At 71.6% G+C, this 18,381-nt stretch carries 16 protein-coding genes; 2 read left to right on the forward strand and 14 right to left on the reverse strand.

What is annotated here, in order from left to right; all coding sequences use genetic code 11:
- Positions 1-11 precede the first annotated feature (11 nt).
- Positions 12-1,352 carry a hypothetical protein gene (locus tag OG570_RS36420; RefSeq protein WP_326953400.1) on the forward strand — a complete coding sequence of 447 codons (1,341 nt, stop codon included), beginning with the start codon at positions 12-14 and terminating at the stop codon, positions 1,350-1,352.
- Positions 1,349-2,218 (forward strand): hypothetical protein, encoded by an 870-nt coding sequence (locus tag OG570_RS36425; RefSeq protein ID WP_326953401.1) that lies wholly within the window; start codon positions 1,349-1,351, stop codon positions 2,216-2,218. The genes OG570_RS36420 and OG570_RS36425 overlap by 4 nt, the downstream gene beginning before the upstream one ends.
- On the opposite strand, the gene OG570_RS36430 is transcribed toward OG570_RS36425, so the two are convergent.
- The 14 genes from OG570_RS36430 to OG570_RS36495 form a co-directional block, all read right to left on the reverse strand.
- Positions 2,206-4,428: a glycoside hydrolase family 15 protein gene (locus OG570_RS36430; protein ID WP_326953402.1), complete on the reverse strand. Its 2,223-nt coding sequence runs from the start codon at positions 4,426-4,428 to the stop codon at positions 2,206-2,208. The genes OG570_RS36425 and OG570_RS36430 overlap by 13 nt on opposite strands.
- Positions 4,429-4,729: 301 nt before the next feature.
- Positions 4,730-5,428 carry a TetR/AcrR family transcriptional regulator gene (locus OG570_RS36435; RefSeq protein WP_326953403.1) on the reverse strand — a complete coding sequence of 233 codons (699 nt, stop codon included), beginning with the start codon at positions 5,426-5,428 and terminating at the stop codon, positions 4,730-4,732.
- 35 nt (positions 5,429-5,463) lie between these two features.
- Positions 5,464-6,564 (reverse strand): glycerate kinase, encoded by a 1,101-nt coding sequence (locus tag OG570_RS36440; RefSeq protein ID WP_326953404.1) that lies wholly within the window; start codon positions 6,562-6,564, stop codon positions 5,464-5,466.
- Positions 6,561-6,938, reverse strand: coding sequence for an allophanate hydrolase-related protein (locus OG570_RS36445; protein WP_326949471.1), 378 nt, complete (start codon positions 6,936-6,938; stop codon positions 6,561-6,563). Before OG570_RS36445 ends, OG570_RS36440 begins: the two co-directional genes overlap by 4 nt.
- A 9-nt stretch (positions 6,939-6,947) precedes the next feature.
- A complete protein-coding gene (locus OG570_RS36450; RefSeq protein WP_326953405.1) occupies positions 6,948-8,402 on the reverse strand; it encodes an NCS2 family permease in 1,455 nt (484 codons plus the stop codon).
- 124 nt (positions 8,403-8,526) lie between these two features.
- Positions 8,527-9,009: a nucleoside deaminase gene (locus OG570_RS36455; RefSeq protein WP_326953406.1), complete on the reverse strand. Its 483-nt coding sequence runs from the start codon at positions 9,007-9,009 to the stop codon at positions 8,527-8,529.
- A gap of 1 nt (position 9,010) precedes the next feature.
- Complete coding sequence (pucD, locus tag OG570_RS36460) at positions 9,011-11,314, reverse strand: xanthine dehydrogenase subunit D (protein ID WP_326953407.1); 2,304 nt, start codon at positions 11,312-11,314, stop codon at positions 9,011-9,013.
- Positions 11,311-11,781: a (2Fe-2S)-binding protein gene (locus OG570_RS36465; RefSeq protein ID WP_326953408.1), complete on the reverse strand. Its 471-nt coding sequence runs from the start codon at positions 11,779-11,781 to the stop codon at positions 11,311-11,313. Before OG570_RS36465 ends, pucD begins: the two co-directional genes overlap by 4 nt.
- Positions 11,772-12,641, reverse strand: coding sequence for an FAD binding domain-containing protein (locus tag OG570_RS36470; protein ID WP_326953409.1), 870 nt, complete (start codon positions 12,639-12,641; stop codon positions 11,772-11,774). The genes OG570_RS36465 and OG570_RS36470 overlap by 10 nt, the downstream gene beginning before the upstream one ends.
- Positions 12,642-12,900: 259 nt before the next feature.
- A complete protein-coding gene (gene gcl / locus OG570_RS36475; RefSeq protein WP_326953410.1) occupies positions 12,901-14,592 on the reverse strand; it encodes a glyoxylate carboligase in 1,692 nt (563 codons plus the stop codon).
- 1 nt (position 14,593) lies between these two features.
- Entirely contained in the window at positions 14,594-15,481 is an 888-nt protein-coding gene (locus tag OG570_RS36480) for a 2-hydroxy-3-oxopropionate reductase (protein ID WP_326953411.1), read from the reverse strand.
- Positions 15,478-16,296, reverse strand: a complete 819-nt coding sequence (locus tag OG570_RS36485) for a hydroxypyruvate isomerase family protein (RefSeq protein ID WP_326953412.1) — start codon at positions 16,294-16,296, stop codon at positions 15,478-15,480. Before OG570_RS36485 ends, OG570_RS36480 begins: the two co-directional genes overlap by 4 nt.
- Before the next feature lie 374 nt (positions 16,297-16,670).
- Positions 16,671-17,183, reverse strand: a complete 513-nt coding sequence (locus OG570_RS36490) for an NADH-quinone oxidoreductase subunit NuoE family protein (protein WP_326953413.1) — start codon at positions 17,181-17,183, stop codon at positions 16,671-16,673.
- On the reverse strand, positions 17,180-18,169 hold the full coding sequence (locus tag OG570_RS36495; protein ID WP_326953415.1) for a 2-dehydropantoate 2-reductase: 990 nt from the start codon (positions 18,167-18,169) through the stop codon (positions 17,180-17,182). The genes OG570_RS36490 and OG570_RS36495 overlap by 4 nt, the downstream gene beginning before the upstream one ends.
- Positions 18,170-18,381: the final 212 nt, after the last annotated feature.

Here is an 18,381-nt window from a genome sequence, read left to right on the forward strand (position 1 = left end):
CGAAGCAGCCCGTGACTAGGCACTGGCCGGACCGGGTCCGGTGGATCCTGCTCGCGGTGGCCGTCGTCGTGCTGGTGGCGTTCCTCCTGGTGCAGAAGCAGAGCACCCAGGTCAGCTACGGCCAGGCCCCCGCCGGCGCCGACCCGATCCCGGAGGGTTCCGCCGGCGAGCTGAGCGGCGCGACCATCCCGTCCACCGAGCAGCTGACGGCGATGGTGAAGGCCGCCCCCGTCGTGCGGCTGCCCGGCTCGATCGCGACCTGGGACGACCAGGCCGTGAAGGCCGCGGCGGGCAGCGCCGGGGCTCGCATCCTCGTCGCGCCGCCCGGGCTCAAGAAGGACGACAGCGCCCGGCTGCGGGACGTCGACGACGCGACCGTCCGCGTCATCGGCACCGAGGTCAGCGGCGGTGTCCTCCAGGCCTCGGCCGACCGCGCGGGCGAGTGGATCCGGCAGTTCGCCACCGGCGACGTCACCGAGTCGCTGACCACCCTGGTCGCCCACCTCAACCACCAGCCGGACGCGCCCGACCAGCCCGCGCTCGCCCGGCGCGACCCGACCGCCGGCGAACTGACCGCGGCCACCGCGGCGCTCCAGAGCACCGGCCGGTTCATCGCGCCGGGAGCGACGATGAAGGACGTCCCGGCGTCGACGGCGGCGTTCCCCGGCGCCCAGCCGCTGTACGTCGCGCTGCCACAGCAGCCGGCCGGTCAGCCGCTGATCCACTACGGCCCGGCGCTGGCCAAGGAGTTCCCCGGCCGCCCGATCGTCGCGGTGTACGGCTCGTGGGTGGAGTACGACGGGCCGTCGGCCGCCGCGTTCGCCGACGTCGCCACGGCCAGCTTCTACGGCCAGTTCGGCGACCGGCTCAGCGAGTACGCCTACCCGCAGCGCAACGTCCTGGGCGCCTGGCTCGACCGGGTCACGGCCATCCGCTACGCCGGGCTGTTCGACCGCCCGCTGCCCTACGTGCCGTTCGACCCCGTCCGCGTCGCGCTGCCCGCGCTGCCGTGGCTCTTCGCCGCCTGCGCGGTCGGGTTCCTCGCCCTGTCGGCGCGCAAGGTGCTGCGGCCCGGCCGGCCCGGCACCGGGGTCGGCGTACCCGCCCGGCTGGCCGGTCTGACGGCACTGGCCGTGGAGATCTCGGGCCTCACCGGCGGCGCGTCGGACGCGTCGCTCACCCGCGGGATCACCCAGCTGACGGCGGCCCGCGAAGCGTTCGACCAGAAGCTGCCGGACAAGCACGTGCACGGCCTGCTCGACGCGGCCGAGTCCGATTTGGACACCACCGCCGAGCTGCTGGGCCGCGCGGACTACCGGCCGGCCGCGTTCCTGCAGGGGAGGCTCGCGTGAAACGGTTCTTCCGCAGCGCGTTCGGTGTCGCGGTGCTCGGCTGCCTGGTGCTGGCGGGCTGGGCGGTGTGGTCCGCTGGCGTGTTCGATGGCCCGATCGCCCGGCAGCTGCGGACGTCGTCGGTGTACGCCGCGCCCGGCGTCGCGATCGACCAGGCCGCCGCGGAACGCGTGATCGGCAACCGGCGGCTGACCGTCGCGTTCCTCGAACCGGGCACCGACCTGAGCGACGCGTGCGACAGCGTGTCCGGCGCGGCCGACGGCACCCTCGCCCTGATGCTCAGCCGCGACGGCGACGACTTCGAGAAGTACGGCTGCTCCCAGCTGCCGGACAAGGACGACGAGAACTTCGGCAAGGCGTTCGTGGCGGAGTCGATGATCGGCAACGGCATCGACGCGTTCACGAACAACCCGGTCGACGCGCTGAAGGTGGCGGTCGTCAACTACGACCTGCTGGTCCGCTCCGGCGCGATCCCCGACGGCGGCCGCACGGTCAGCCCGTCCCTGCCGCGCTACCTCGTCGCGGTGGCCGCGATCGCGGCCGTGCTCCTGGGTGCGGCCGCGCTGTACCTGGCCGCCCGCCGGACCGCTCGCACGGCGCTGGCCCGTCAGGAACGCCGTGACGCCGAGGCGGACGCGCGAACCGAACTGTCGGCGGCCGCCGCCGTCCTGGCCCAGGAGATCATCGACCTCGACAAGCGGTACGCGCGGGAGAAGGCCAAGAGCAAATTCGTCCGCGGCTATCGGAGCCTGGTGTCGGACTACGCAAACCTGCTGCCGGACCTCGGTCGAGAGACGCCCGAGCTGCGGGCCCGGGTCGAGAAGCTGCTGACCCGGGCCCGGAAGCTGGCCGCTCAGGTGCCGTAACGGGCCTTGACGATCGACGGCGTGTCGAGGTTGTGGCCCGCGTCGATGTTCTGCGCGAGCCGGAGGTACTGGCCCTCGGCCCACATCAGCGGGCCCGCGCTGCCGGTCGGGCGGCCGAGGCCGAAGCAGCCGACGTCGGCGCGGTCCCAGACCTGCTCGGGCACGAAGTAGCCGTCGTTGGCCGAGTCCGCCATCGACTTGAGGTACACCGCCGCCGAGCGGCCGTTGGCCAGCTCGTACTGGCCGCGCTCCCCCGACAGCACCGGCCACAGCCGGCCGAACCGCTGCGCGCCGCCCGCGGGCCAGCCACTGCAGTTCGACGTGCTCTCGCCGTAGTTGTCGTGGGCGTACCGGTGGAAGTAGACGTCACCGTTGGGCAGCGTCACCTGCACCGTCGAGTTGCCGTCGGACGCGGCGGCGGTCGGGGCGACCGAGTTCGCGATCGTGGTGTCGTTCGCCGAGCGGATGCCGAGCCGCACCAGGTCGAGGAACCCGAAGTCGGTGACGTCGTGTTCGTAGAAGCAGCCTTCGTCGAAGCAGATCGTGCCTGTGTCGTTCGGGTTGCCGCTGCGGTCGAGGCGTTCGTAGTAGGTGTGGCCGCCCCAGTAACCGGACGTCGTGACCGTCCAGCCCGCCAGGGAGTTGCGCCAGGAGTCCGCGGTGGACTCCCACGACGTCGCGCTCGCGGTGTCGCCGTTGGCTCGGGCGATCGCGCCGGCCGCGACGAGCCCGGCGATCTCGGCGGCGATCGACGACGGCGACTTGCCGTACTGCTCCTCCCACCGCTCGGTGGTGTCCGGACCGGTCGCGACGATGTGGTTCGCCGTCGTCTTGACCTTGGCGTAGGTCGAGGCGTCGGTGACGCCGGTCAGCCAGGCCAGCAGGATCGCGTCGGCGTCCTGGTCGAGCTGCTCGCAGCAGCCGAGCTGCTGCGCGCTGGCCCCGGCGACGCCGGAAACCGGGCTGTAGCGCGGGAACGAGCCGGCCGGGTACGTCACGCCGTCACCCGCGGTCGGGCTGCCGATCCACTGGGAGTTCCAGAGGAACTGCGCCATCCGCTTGGCCTGCGCGGCGTCGCCGGCGGCGAGCAGGCCGGTCGCCTGCTGGTAGAGGTCACGGCCCCAGACGCGGTGGTAGCCGTCGTTGAGCTGGTCGCCGTTGGTGTAGTCGCCCCACGGCGTCGCCAGGCCCGCGACGCTCGCGCCCGGGTGCTGCTTGTCCTCGGCGGTCTTGAGCGCCATCGCCGCGACGTAGTAGGCGCGACGGCGTTGCGTGTCCCCGGAAACGCTGGCGGGGGCGGGTTTCAGGCTGCCGACGTAGGTGTTCCACCCGGAGCGGTAGCTCGCTGCGGTGGTGCTGAACCCGCTGCTCAGCGACCCGCTCGCGGCCGACGTCGCGGCGGCCGCGGTGCCACCGTAGCCGAGGGCGACGGTGAACGTCGTATCCGTGCCGACCGGGATCTGTCCACATTGGACGACGTTGCCGGTGCCCGAGATGTTGTCGAACTGGTTGTTCAAGGTCTTGTCGGCGCGCAGGTCGGTCAGGCAGTCGCTGCCGGCGCCGGTGTAGCCGTTGTCGTGCGCGGTGAAGCCGGTCGAGACGCGCAGTGCGGAGACGACGGTGGTGGCCGCGCCGCCGAAGAGCGTCTCGGTGCCACTGGCCAGCAGGCCACTGCCGTCCCACCAGGCGTTGTCGTGGGCGCCGCCGCCGGCCATCGACGGGTTGGCCAGGAGGTAGAGCCGGTAGCTGCCGCCGTCGAGGGACTGGAACCGGGTGTTTGTGACGAGCGTGGCGCGGGCCGGGTCGGTGACGTAGTCGGTGGTGATCCGGTACTTCCCGCTCTTGGCGGTGTTGGTGACGGTGTACTCCAGCGCCTTCTCGTCCGGCATGGTGACGACGTGGTTGGTGTTGTCGCGTTCCAGGTCGACGAAGCTGCTCCCGTCGGTGACGACGTACTGCATGTCCTGCATGTTCGGGACGTCGGCGCGCGGGTAGAACACCTCCGACGTGACGCCGTTCGCCACAGTGAACCACACCGGGCTCGCGCTGGTCGTCGACGTGCCGAGGGCGGATTTGTTGCCCGTGGCCCAGGACGCACCACCGCCGCAGCAGTCCGTCGCCGTGCCGCTCGCCAGCGCCGTGCCGGGCAGTGCGCCGGCGAGCAGAACGCTCGCTCCGGCGCAGGCCAGGACCGCTTTCCAGCTGATCATCGGGACCCTCCGACGTCGTTGTCGCAATATGTTGCGGGCCGCAACATATTGGGCCACGGAGCGATGACAGGCAATGTCCGATAGTTCTGAACCGATCCAGCTCTGACGGCCGACTCGGCAACCACGCCGACACCCGAACGCCGTGTCGTCCCTCAGATCACGCGTGCCGGCTTCCTGATCACGCGTGCCGGCGTTCCCGTCACAAGGTCCACCGGGCCCGCCGTGATCAGAACGCCGGCATGCGTGTCTGGAGGGTCGACACGCGTGATCAGCGAGACGACACGGTGATTCGGTTGCCGCCTCAGGCGTCGGCGATGCGGTCCAGCCACTCGGACAGCAGCACCCGCTCGGCGTCGGTCAACGCCGTCGTCCCGGTCAGCCCCGCCCGCAGCGCGATCGCCCGGCCCGGGAGGTCGTCCGCGCCCGACGGCGTCGACGCCTCCGTCAGGATCCGGGCCAGTACCGTCTCGCGGGCCGTCACCGACAGCTCGAGGTCGCGTTCTTCGACCGGCGTCGCGATCTGGTTCAGCACCACGCCCATGCCGGTCGCGTGGACCAGCCGCGCCGCGCGCTCGACGCTCACCCGCAGCCGGCCCGCTTCGGCGACTCGCGTGACGATGCCGTGCAGCATCGCCTCCGCCTCGCGCGCCGCCGGGGAGGTGCGGCCCGGGCGGGCGTCGCCGTACATCAGGACATAGAACTCCGGGCGGGACAAGCCGAACTCGATGTGGAGGTCCCAGCCGCGCCGGAGGTCCTCGACCGCGTCGCCGGTCGAGCCCAGCTCGCGCTTGCTCGTCAGGTACTCGTCGAAGCCGTACGCCGCGACCGCGTCCAGGAGACCGTCCTTGTCGCCGAACAGCCGGTACAGCGCCGGCGGCTGAACGCCCGCCGCGGCACTCACCGCGCGGGTCGACAAACCGTCGCGGCCCTCGGCGACCAGCAGGGCCGCCGCGGCCTCGAGGATCCGCCCACGGGTATCCGCTGCCGTCTTCGTCACCATGGTTCCGATGATAACAAAACCGGCGTAACGGCTGTTCAGAGCCGGTCGACCGCGACCCTATGGGCCAGCCGACGCAACAGCGCGAAGGCGTCGGCCATGCAGCGGGCCGGGTCAGGTTCGAGGTCCGTCAGCGCGTACGCGGCCGAAATGCCCGCACCCGAAAGCTCCTCAGTGGACAGTTGACAGCGTCCGGCGACCGCGACGCACGGGATGCCCTTGTCCGCCGCCGCCCGGGCGACGCCGGCCGGGGCCTTGCCGGACAGCGTCTGCCGGTCCAGTGATCCCTCGCCAGTGACGACCAGCGACGCACCGGCCAGGGCATCGTCGAAGCCCAGCAGCTCCAGCAGCAATCCGATGCCCGGACGCATCCGGGCACCGAGCACCGCCATCGCGGCGAACCCCACTCCCCCGGCCGCGCCCGCGCCCGGCCGGCCGGCGAACTCCGGGCCGGCGTGGGACGCCCAGTGCCGCAGTGCTTCGTCGAGCACCTCGACGTCGTCGGGCGACGCACCCTTCTGAGGCCCGTAGACCACAGCGGCACCGTTGAGGCCGAACAGCGGGTTGTCGACGTCGCTCGCCAGCTCGATGTCCACTTCGGACAACCGCGGGTCCAGACCGGACAGGTCGAGCGCGGCGAGCCGGCTCAGGGCCGCCCCGCCGGGCGGCAGCTCGCGACCCGCGCCGTCCAGGAGCCGGGCGCCCAGGACGGCCAGCATCCCGGCACCGCCGTCGGTGCAGGCGCTGCCGCCGACGCCGAGCACGATCCGGCGGCACCCCGCGCGCAGGGCGGCCGCGATCACGTCGCCGGTGCCCGCGCTGGTGGCCTCGCGCGGCGCGGGCGCGCCGGGCAGGCGGTGCAGCCCGGACGCCTCGGCCAGCTCGACGACGGCGGTGTCGCCGCGCACCGCGTAACAGGCGGTCAGCGGCCACCCGGTCGGCCCGCGCGCCGGCACCCGCACCCGGCGGAAGCCGGCGGCGACGGCCGCGTCGACCGTGCCGTCACCGCCGTCCGCCACCGGGAGGCACTGCACCGCGAGGGCCGGGTGGACGTCGGCGAGGCCCTGGGCCACCGCCGACGCCACCTCGGCCGCGGTCAGCGACCCCTTGAACTTGTCGGGCGCGACCAGGACCCTCACGCGCTCGCCTTGTACGCCCGCCAGTCGCCGACCTCGGTGATGTCCCGCAAGGCGACGTGCGAGGTGTAGGGCCGCCGCAGCAGCATCGCGAACGCCGAACTGCCGTCGGCCAGCTCCACCACACCCAGCTCCAGCTCGTGCGGCTCGGACGGGAGCACCTTGTCCCGCAACGCGTCCAGCGAGACGTCGTACACCTCGCCGGTCACCGCCGCGCCGCCGTGCGACACCGGGTACAGCGCCGGGCACTGCTCGCCGACGGCGTAGAACCGGTACTTCGGCGCGGTCTTGGCGCTCGTCACGAAGGGCGAGCCGTCGAGCAGGTGGTGCAGCGGCTCGCCACGCATGGCGCCGCCGTTGAAGAACATCAAGGCCACCGGGAACTCCTAACGGAAGAGGGCTTCGACGCCGTCGACGGCGAAGTACACCGCGAACACCAAGGCCAGCAGCGAAAGCAGCCAGCCTGCCTCACGCCACTTGCCGCGGCCGATCTTGATCAGCACGAACGCGATCAGGCCCGCGCCGACACCGTTGGTGATCGAGTAGGTGAACGGGATCAGCGCGGCGGTCAGAAACACCGGGATCGTGTAGTCCGGGTCGTGCCACGGGATGTTGCGGCACTGGGCGACCATCATGCCGCCGATGACGACCAGCGCGGGCGCCGCGGCCTGGGCCGGCACGACCCCGGCGAGCGGCGTGAACAGCAGCGTCCCGGCGAACAGCAGCCCGGTGACGACGCTGGCGAGGCCCGTCCGGGCGCCCTCCCCGACGCCGGCCGCGGACTCCAGGAACACCGTGTTCGGCGACGAGCCGGTGACCCCGCCGGCGATCGCGCCCGCGCCGTCGACCAGCAGGATCCGGCCCATCCGCGGCACCTTGCCGTTCTTCGACAGGCCGGCCTCGTCGGAGACGCTGGTGATCGTGCCCATCGCGTCGAAGAACCCGGACAGCACCAGCGTGAACAGGAACACCGTGGCGGCGAGCGCGCCCGCCGAGGCGAACCCGCCGAAGAGGTCGATGTGGCCGAACAACCCGAAGTCCGGCGCCGCGACGACGTGGTCGGGCAGGGCCGGAGACGTGAGGCCCCAGCCGCCGACGCCGAACCCCTCGTGCAGCACGACGGCGAACACCGTGGCCACGCCGATGCTGATCAGCACCGCGCCCGGCACCTTGCGGGCCATCAGCACGATCATCAGCAGCAGGCCGAAGCAGAACACCACGATCGGCCAGCCGTGCAGGTGCCCGCTCGCCCCGAGGCGCACCGGGACCGTGGTCTCCGCCGCGTCCGGCACCCGGGTCACGAACCCGGCGCTGACCAGGCCGACCAGGGCGATGTAGAGCCCGATGCCGACGGTGATCGCCGTCTTGAGCGGCCGCGGGATGGCGTTCATGATCCGCTCGCGGACGCCGCTGACGGCCATCAGCACGATGCAGACGCCTTCGAGCACCACCAGCCCGAACGCCTGGGGCCAGGTCATCGTCGGCGCCATCTGGAACGCGACGATGCCGTTGATGCCGAGGCCGGCGGCCAGCGCGAGGGGCGCGTTGCCGACGAGTCCCATGAGGATGGTCATCACGGCGGCGGCCAGCGCGGTCGCCGTCGTGACCTGCGCGGCGGACAGCCGGGCGCCGGTGATGTCGGTGGCGGCGCCGAGGATGAGCGGGTTGAGCAGCACGATGTACGCCATCGCGACGAACGTCGTGAGGCCGCCGCGGACTTCGCGGCCGATCGTCGTCTGCCGGGCGCGGATCTCGAACAGCCGGTCCAGCAGCGTCCTGCGGCCGGGCGGCGGTTCGGGTACTTCGTCGCGTACGGGGTCCTTGATTTCTGCCTGGGTCATGCGTCCTGCCCTTGCCGGTGGGTGTGCTCGGCCAGGCCAAGGCACAACACCGTGCCTGGGCGAGCGGGACGTTCTCTTCGGGAATGCTCCGGTCAGCTGGCCTTGTGGGTCAGTAAGCGGCGGGTCAGTAGTCGGTGCGGTCGCTCTTGTCGAGCCAGGCCGCGAAGGGCGCGAAACCGTCCGTTGCGGACAGCCGGGTCACGGGGACCGTCCAGGTCTCCCGGGGACGGTCGAACAGTTCGTAGAAGGCACGGTCGTCGAAGCCGGCCTTGGCCGCGTCGTCGCGGTCGGCGGCGTAGACGACCTTGTCGACGCGCGCCCACAGCGCCGAGGACAGGCACATCGGGCACGGCTCGCAGCTGGAGACGAGCACGCAGCCGTCCAGCGTGAAGGTGCCCAGCGCCTGGCAGGCCGCGCGGATGGCGACGACCTCGGCGTGCGCGGTCGGGTCGAGGTTCGCGGTGACGCGGTTGACGCCGGTGGAGACGATCTCGCCGTCCTTCACGATCAGCGCGCCGAAGGGGCCGCCGCCGTTCGCGACGTTCGTCTCCGCGATGCGGATGGCTTCCGCCAGCCACTCCTGCTCGGCGGAAATCGACGTGGTCATCTCAGACTCCAGTGATGTGTTCGGGGCGGATGGGGACGCGCGGCAGCTCGAGGCCGGTGGCCGCGCGGATGGCGTTGGCGATCGCCGGCGTGGCGGAGATCGTGGGTGGTTCGCCGACGCCGCGGACGCCGTAGGGCGCGTGCGGGTCGGGGCGCTCCAGGACGTCGACGCGCATCGGCGGCATGTCGAGGATGGTCGGGATCAGGTAGTCGGTGAACGACGGATTCCGCACCTTCCCGTCCTTGACCAGGATCTCCTCCATCACGGCGAGCCCGAGGCCCTGGGCCGAGCCGCCCTGGATCTGGGCGACGACGGCGTCCGGGTTCATCGCCTTGCCGACGTCCTGGGCGCAGTCCAGCTGCACCACCTTGACCAGGCCGAGGTCCAGGTCGACGTCGACGACCGCGCGGTGGGCGGAGAAGCCGTACTGCACGTGGGCGTCACCCTGGCCGGTCTCCGGGTCGAGCGGGTAGGTCTTGCGGTGGTGGAACTCGCGGGTCTCCTCGATGGCCGTCTCGCCGAGCAGGTCGGCGAGGTCGGCGACGACCTCGCCGTCGGCCGCGACGATCTTGCCGCCGGCCAGGGTCGCGCCTTCGACGGCGCGGCCGAGGCGGAGCGCGGCGAGCGCGTACACCGCGTCGGCGACCGCGCGGCAGGCGTTGCGGACCGCGCCGCCAGTGACGTAGGTCTGGCGGGACGCCGAGCTGGAGCCCGCGTCGCCGACGCTCGTGTCGGCCGGGTGCACGCTCACCCGCGTCAAGCCCAGCTCGGTGCGGGCGATCTGCTGCTGCAGCGTCACCAGGCCCTGGCCGACCTCGGCGGCCGCCGTGTGCACCAGCGCGACCGGCTCGCCGCCGATCACCTCCAGCCGCACGCGGGCGGTCGAGTAGTCGTCGAGGCCCTCGGCGTAGGAGATGTTCTTGATGGTGACGCCGTACCCGACGCCGCGGACGACGCCTTCGCCGTGGGTGGTGTTGGACGCGCCGCCGGGCAGGTCCCGGATGTCGCGCTCGCCCGTCGGTTCCGGCGGCAGCGGCAGGTCGCGGACGCGCTGGACCAGCTCGGCCACCGGCGCCGGGAAGTCGACCACCTGGCCGGTGACCACAGTGGACCCTTCGCTCATCGCGTTGCGGATCCGCAGTTCGGCCGGGTCCAGGCCCAGTGCGGCGGCCAGTTTGTCCATCTGGGACTCGTAGGCGTACGTCGGCTGCACCGCGCCGAGCCCGCGCATCGCGCCGCAGGTCGGGTTGTTGGTGTAAACGCCCCAGCCCTCGATGTGCGCGTTGGGCACGTCGTACGGGCCGACGCTCAGCGTGGTGCCGTTGCCGACCACGACCGGGGTCTTCGACGCGTACGCGCCGCCGTCGAAGTACATCTTCGCGCGGACGTAGACGAGCTTGCCGTCACGCGTGGCGCCGTGCTCGTAGTACATCTTCGCCGGGTGGCGGTGGACGTGCCCGAAGAACGACTCCAGCCGGTTGTAACTCATCTTCACCGGGCGGCCGGTGCGCAGCGCGAGCATGCACGAGTGGATCTGCATCGACAGGTCTTCGCGGCCGCCGAACGCGCCGCCGACGCCGGACAGCGTCAGCCGCACCTTCTCCAGGGGCAGGCCGAGCGCCTTCGCCGTCTGGCGCTGGTCGACGTGCAGCCACTGGGTGGCCAGGTAGAGGTCGACGCCGCCGTCCTCGGCCGGCACCGCGAGGCCCGACTCCGGGCCGAGGAACGCCTGGTCCTGCATGCCGATCTCGTAGACGCCGGAGACCACGACGTCGGCCGTCGCGGCCGGGTCGCCCTTGACGATCCGCTGGTGGCGGACCAGGTTCCCGCCGGGGTGGAGCTTCGGCAGGGTGTCGTCGTGCGCGGCCCGCTCGGGGTCGGTGATGGGCTCGAGGACGTCGTACTCGACGACGATCTCCTTGAGCGCCTGCCGCGCGATCTCCGGGTGGTCCGCGGCGAGGATCGCGACCGGTTCGCCCTGGTAGCGGACCAGGTCACCGGCCAGCGCGGGGGTGTCCTGGTACTTGAGGCCGTAGACGTTCTCGCCGGGCACGTCCTCGTGGGTGAGCACCGCGTGCACACCCGGCTGGGCCAGCGCGCGGGAGACGTCGAGGCGGACGATCCGGGCGTGCGGGTGCGGGCTGCGCAGGGTGGCGCCCCACAGCATGTCCTCGTGCCACAGGTCGGAGGAGTAGGCGAACTCGCCGCGCACCTTGAGCGTGCCGTCCGGGCGCAGCGGGCTCTCGCCGATGCCGCCGGCGATCGTGTCGTGCAGCTCCTGCGGGGAGCGGGCCGGGGCGCTCATCGGACCGCCTTCTTGGCTGCGGCGTCGCGGACCGCGTCCAGGATCTTCTCGTAGCCGGTGCAGCGGCAGAGGTTCCCGGCCAGCGCCTCGCGGATCTCGACGTCGCTGGGGTCGGGGACGCGCTCGATCAGGTCGTGCGCGGCGACCAGCAGGCCCGGCGTGCAGAAGCCGCACTGGACGGCGCCCTGCTCCACAAAGGACTCCTGGACCGGGTCGAGCGCGTCGCCCTCGGCGAGACCTTCGACCGTGACGACGTCGCGGCCCTCGGCCTGCCCGGCCGCGACCAGGCAGGCGCAAGCGGGGACGCCGTCGACGTAGACCGTGCACGAGCCGCATTCGCCCTGCTCACAGGCGTTCTTCGAGCCCGGCAGGCCGAGCCGCTCACGCAGCACGTAGAGCAGGCTTTCGCCTTCCCAGACGTTGTCCGCCCGGCGGGGTTCGCCGTTGACGGTGACGTTCACGCGCACTTCGCGCTCCCTTCGCAGTATTCGCCCCAGGCCCAGGTCAGGGTGCGCCGCGCCATCACGCTCAGGGCGTGACGGCGGTAGGCGGCGCTCCCCCGGACGTCGTCGATCGGCGCGGCGGCCGCCGCGACCAGGTCGCCGAAGCGGCGTTTCACGGAGTCTGTCAGCGCTCGAGGTGAGTCCCAGTCCAGCTCGCCGGCCAGGAACTCCTCGGCGTCGAACGCCCGGCGCGGGGTCGGTGCGGCCGAGCCGACGCCGGTGCCGACCCGCTTTTCGGCGGGGTGCAGCGCCAGCCCGAAGGCGGCGACGGCGATGACCATCGCGTTGCGGGTGCCGATCTTGCTGAACTGCTGGGGCCCGGTGGCCGGTTCCAGCAGCACGCCCGTGATGAGCTCGTCCGGCTCCAGGACGTTCTTCTTGACCCCTACGTAGAAGTCCTTCGCCGCGACGATCCGGGTGCCGCGCACCGAGGCGATCTCGACCTCCGCGTCGGCCGCGAGCAACGCCGGGTGCGAGTCTCCCGCGGGCGAAGCCGCGCCGAGATTGCCGCCCACGGAACCGCGGTTGCGAATCTGCGGGGAGCCGACGGTCCGCGACGCCATCGCGAGGCCGGGCAGCTGTGCGCCCAGTTCGGTGATGATCCGGGTGTAGGGCACGGCGGCCCCGATCCGGATCCGGCCGCCGTCGGTGCCGTGCTCGTGCAGCTCGGCCACGCGGCCGAGGTCGAGCAGCGCTTCGGGCCTGCGGTGGTCGAAGTTGATCTCGACCATCACGTCCGTGCCGCCGGCGAGGGGGACCGCGCCGGGGTTCGCGGCCTTCGCGGCGAGCGCGTCGGCCAGCGAGGCGGGTCGGAGGAATTCCACTGTGGACGTCCTTTCGGGGGTGCTTCGTGAAGAAGTACACACGCTCGGCTGTGGCCGGGACCACGGCAAAACCCCTGAAAGAGGGGTGAATTTCGGGCCCGCGTTTGTACTTTCCGACAACCGCCGTCCCGCGGACGCGGAAAGGCCGCCGCGCGAGGTCGGGGGTCTCGCACGGCGGCCGGGGTCACGCTGGGGGGTCGTGAGTGCGTAACAGTGTTAGAACACTGTTACGCACTCACGACGAGCTGCGGCAGACTGCTCAGCCCGCCGGTTCGAACTCGCGGACCGAGTCGAGGGCGGCGCCCATCGCGGCGTTGCCCTCGCGTTCGATCATGATCTCCACCAGGACCGGGCGGCTGGTGCGCTCGGCCTCCTTGCGGGCCCACTCCAGCGACGTCCGGATCTCGCCGGGCTCGTGCACGCGGGTGCCCGAACAGCCGTAGGCCTCCATGATCTTCACGTTGTCCGTGCCGATCGCGTCGTAGTGGATGTCGACCTCGAAGTTCATGTCGTAGCCGGTCTCGGCCTGGCGGATCAGGCCGAGGTACTCGTTGTTGAGCATGATCAGGACGAACCCGACGTCGTACTGGGCGGCGACGGCCAGCTCCTCGACCAGGAACTGGAACGAGTAGTCGCCGACCACGCCGACGACCTCGGCCTCGGGCCGCGCCTTCTTGACGCCGATCGCGGCCGGGATCTCCCAGCCGAGCGGGCCGGCCTGGCCGCACACCTGGTAGTGACGCGGCTTGTGCGCCTTCTGGAACTGGCCCGACCAGATCTGGTAGAGCCCGATCGCCGTGACGAAGTAGGTGTCCTCGCCGAAGGTCTCGTTGATCTCCTTGAACACCCGGGGCGCCTTGATCGGCAGGGTGTCGAAGTCCTCCCGGCGGGGAAGCGCTTCCTTCAGCTCCGCGATCCGGCCGACCCACTCGCGCCGGGCCTTCAGCTCGCGCTTCTCCAGCGCCGCGAGCAGCGCGTCGAGGAACTCGCCGGTGTCCGAGACGATCCCGAGGTCCGGGCCGAACACCTTGCCCAGCTGCGTCGGCTCGATGTCGACGTGGATGAACTTCCGGTCGCCCCGGTACACCGAAAGCTCACCGGTGTGCCGGTCGCCGAAGCGGGCACCGAGCGCCAAGACCAGGTCGGCCTCCAGGAAGGCGGCGTTCGCGTAGCGCTGCGACGTCTGGATGCCGGCCATCCCGGCGAACAGCTCGTGGTCCTCGGGGAAGCTCCCCTTGCCCATCAGCGTGACCTGCACCGGGACATCGAGCCGCTCGGCCGCGGCCCGCAGCTGCTCGCTCGCCTCGCCGAGCACGACCCCGCCACCCGCCAGGATCAGCGGGCGCTCGGCCGCCAGCAGCAGGTCGAGGGCCCGCTCGACGCGCGCGGGCGCCGGGCTGATCGTCGGGACCGGCAGCGCCGAGTCGATCGAGGAGTCCCACTCGATGTCCTGCTTCTGGACGTCGATCGGCAGGTCGATGAGCACCGGGCCGGGACGCCCCGAGCGGGCGATCCGGAACGCCTCCCGGAAGATCCACGGCAGCTGCGCCGCCTCCTTGACCTGCACCGCCCACTTGGTGACCGGCTTGGCGATCTCGACGATGTCGACCGCTTGGAACGCCTCGGTGTGCAGCTTGTCCGACGCCGCTTGCCCGGTGATGCAGATGATCGGGATCGAGTCCGCGTGCGCGGTGTAGAGGCCGGTGATCATGTTCGTGCCGGCCGGGCCGGACGTGCCGATCGCCACGCCGACGTTGCCGGTCGTGCGCGACCAGCCGTCGGCCATGTGCGTGGCCCCTTCTTCGTGCCGGACGATCAGGTGCTCGATCGCGCGGCCTTGTAGGGCGTTATACAGCGGGAGGATCGCGGCGCCGGGGCAGCCGAAGACGGTGTCGACGCCTTCGCTCTCCAGGACGTCGACGACTGCCTGCATGACGGGGATCCGGGGCATGTCACACCTCCGCCGGGACGCGGCCCGACAACTGTTCGACGACCTTGAGCAGGGCCGAGTGGTCCAGGGAGCCGTACCCCATGGCACGGCCGGCGGCGACGAGCTGGGCGACCAGGCCCGTCAGCGGGAGCGCGACGTCGGCCTGCCGGGCGGCGGCCAGCGCGATCCCCATGTCCTTGTGGTGCAGGTCGATCCGGAAGCCGGGCGCGAACTGGCGGTCCACCATGGACTTGCGTTTGAGCTCGAGGATCCGGCTGCCGGCCAGGCCGCCGGCGAGCACGTCGAGGCCCGTCGCGGCGTCCACCCCGGACGCTTCCAGCAGCACGATCGCCTCGGCGACCAGGCCGTAGATCCCGCCCACCACGAGCTGGTTGGCGGCCTTCACGACCTGGCCGGCGCCGTGCGGGCCGACGTGCACGATGGTCTTGCCGAGCGCCTCGAACAGCGGCTTCGCGGCCTCGAAGTCGGCCGCGTCGCCGCCGACCATGATGGACAGCGCGGCCTGCTCGGCGCCGGCCTGGCCGCCGGACACGGGTGCGTCGAGCACGCGGATCTTCTTGTCCCGCGCGACGTTCGCGACCTCGATCGACGTCTCGGGCCGGATGGTGCTCATGTCGATCAGCAGCGTGCCGGGCGCGGCGGTGGCGAGGACCCCGCCGTCGCCGAGCGCGACCGCTTCGACCTGCGGGTGGTTCGGCAGCATCGTGATCACGACGGCCGCCCCGGCGACGGCGTCGGCCACGTCGGTGGCGGCGTGCCCGCCGGCAGCCTGCAGCTTCTCGCCGGCCGCGGCGGTGACGTCGAAGCCGCTGACGTCGTGCCCGGCCGCGACCAGGTGCGCGGCCATCGGCGCGCCCATCACGCCCAGTCCGATGAATCCCAGTTTCATGCTCGTCCCCTTCGGGTGATCGGCAGCCAGTCCAGCGAGGCGAGGGTGTCGGGTTCCGGGACGTACTCGATCCCGACGAACCCGTCGTAACCCGCGGCCTGGAGTTTGTGCAGGTGGCCGTCGAGGTCGACGGTCCCGGTGCCGGGCTGGTGGCGCCCGGGCGCGTCGGCGATCTGCACGTGCCCGATCCGGGCGATGTGGGTCGTCGACAAGGCGTCCAGGTCGTCGCCGTTGACTGCCAGGTGGTACAGGTCGGCCAGCAGCCGCACGTTGCCGCGCCCGAGGTCGTCGAGCACGGCCACGGCGTCCGCGGCGGTCTTGAGCGGGTAGCGGTCCGCGCCGGAGAGCGGTTCGAGGACCAGCTGCGCGCCGATCTTCGCCGCGCCTTCGGCCGCGTTCGCGAGGTTGACCAGCGCCAGGTCGTCCTGCTTGGCGGGGTCTTCGCCGTCGAGCCGGTTGCCGTAGAGCGCGTTGAAGCTGCGGCACCCGGTGCGTTCGGCGATCCCGAGCGCGACGACGAGGCTGTCGGCGAACTCGGCTTCCCGGCCGAGCCACGACACCAGGCCGCGCTCCCCCGCCGCCATGTCGCCGGCGTAGAAGTTCAGCCCACGCAGCCGGACGCCCGCGTTTTCGAGCGACGCGACGAAGGCGTCGACCTCGTCCCGCGCCGGGACCGCCACGTCGAACGGCCACCAGTACTCGACGTCGGTGAAGCCCGCCGCGCGCGCCGCTCCCGCCCGGTCGAGCAGCGGTACCTCCTTGAACAGGGTCGACAGGTTGGCGACGTACGGCAGGGTGTGCCCCTCTTCTGGCATCGTGTCCTCAAATTTCGCTATCCGGAATTTTTCTTTCGCATATCGAGAATAGCCCGCGACCTGCACTGAGGTCAACGGGTGCCGGCCCGCCCTCGATCGCGGCGCGGCAGGGATCCTCAGCGCTTCTCGCGGCCACGTCCCAGCCGGACGATTCCCGCGCGGACGGCGCCCCCTCACCCAAGGTGGCCTGCGGTGCCGCGCCACGGCAGAGGGTCCTCGGCTTTCCTCGATGGAGGATGCTGGACGCTCGACGTCCCAAATCCTCCATCGACACCTCGCGGCCATGTCCCAGCCGGAAGATCCCCGCGCGGACGGCGCCCACGCACCCGCGGCACTACCGAACCCCTGTCGACGAAACCTCGGGACGCGTACGCCTAGGAGCCGTCCACATCAGACTCGGGCACCAACGGGCGCCGGGTGCTCAGTACCGCCGACGCGCCCGTCGCCGGGGCGAGCCGTTCGGTCACCGGCGGGTCGCCGGCTTGGAACGCCAGCGCCGCGGGGGCTTCTTCGCAGGCGCCGAGGCACGGGCTACGCAGCCACATGACCCCGGCGACCGCCTTCCCCGCGGCGCCGACGTGCTCGGTGAGGACGTCGCACACGGTGTCCGCTCCGGCGTTCCGGCAGGCGACATCCGTGCACACACGCAGCTGCCGTCCCGGACGTTCCTCCAGCGAGAACCGCGGGTGCGTGCGGACGACCGTCGCCACCTCGGCCGGCCGGACGCCCAACGTCGACGCGATGAGACTCAGGGCATGCGGGCTGATCCAGCCGATCCGGTCGGTGACCGCGTGCAGGACGGGCAGCAGCTGGTCGTGGGCGGTGAACCCGCCGATCACCTCGCGTTCCTCGCGGGCCTGGCGGACGTCGAGGAACTCGATCGTCATCCGACCGGGACCGGAGCGTTGACCGTGCGGTCGAGCAGGCCGACGGCGGCGTGGACGTGCCGCAGCGCGGGTGCCGCGACGCCGGTCAGCTCGGCCAGCTCGACGACCGCGCCGATGATCGCGTCGATCTCCAGGGGCTTGCCGGCTTCGAGGTCCTGCAGCATCGACGTCTTGTGGTGGCCGACGCGCCAGGCGCCGTCGATGCGCTTCTCCACCGACACCTGCGGGTCGCTGCCCGCCGCGCGGGCGATGTCGAGGGCCTCGGTCATCATCGTGGCGACGAGCGCGCGGGTGTCGTCGTGCTCGCACATCTGCGCCATGGTCGCCCGGGTCAGCGCCGAGAGCGGGTTGAACGCGACGTTGCCCATCAGCTTGACCCAGATGTCGTTGCGCAGCGCGGGTTCCACCGGTGCCTTGAGGCCGCCGGCGACCATCGCCGCGCTCAAGTCCGTGCAGCGCGCGGAGATCTCGCCGTCCGGTTCGCCGAGGGAGAACCGGGTGCCTTCCAGGTGCCGGATCACGCCGGGTTCCTCGATCACCGTCGAGCAGTAGACGACGCAGCCGATCGCGCGACGCAGCTCCAGCACGGCCGTCACCGCGCCGCCCGGGTCGACCGTCTCGACGCGGCGGCCTTCGAGCGGATGCCCCTTCAGGCCGTGGAAGTACCACCACGGGATGCCGTTCTGCGCGGCGACGACCGCCGTCTCCGGGCCCAGCAGCGGCGCGAGGAGCGGACCGCTCGTGGCGTAGGAATTCGCTTTCAGGCCAAGGAAAACGTAGTCGACCTCGCCGACGTCGGCCGGGTCGTCCGTGACGTGCGGGTGCGCGGTGAAGTCGCCGCGCGGGCTCAGCACGCGGACGCCGTGCTCGCGCATCGCCGCGAGGTGGGCCCGCCGGGCGATCAGGTGCACCTCGGTCCCGCCGCGGTGCAGCGCGGCCCCGACGTAGGCGCCGATCGCCCCGGCTCCGAGAACAGCCACCTTCATGATGTGCCTCCCACTTCGGTCGAGCACGTGATTGCATACAGTATCCTGAATCCACAATCGGAACCAGGTGTGCCACCCGGGCGGCGCAGCGAAGCGTGACAATCCGGCACAACCGGTCATTTCCGCTGGTGACCGCTGATCCACATCGACCGAAAACACCCACTCCGGGTGAGATTCCGGGATTTTGCATACCAAAACCTGTATCCTGAGAA

This window comes from Amycolatopsis sp. NBC_01286, from assembly GCF_035982555.1.
Taxonomy (GTDB): domain Bacteria; phylum Actinomycetota; class Actinomycetes; order Mycobacteriales; family Pseudonocardiaceae; genus Amycolatopsis.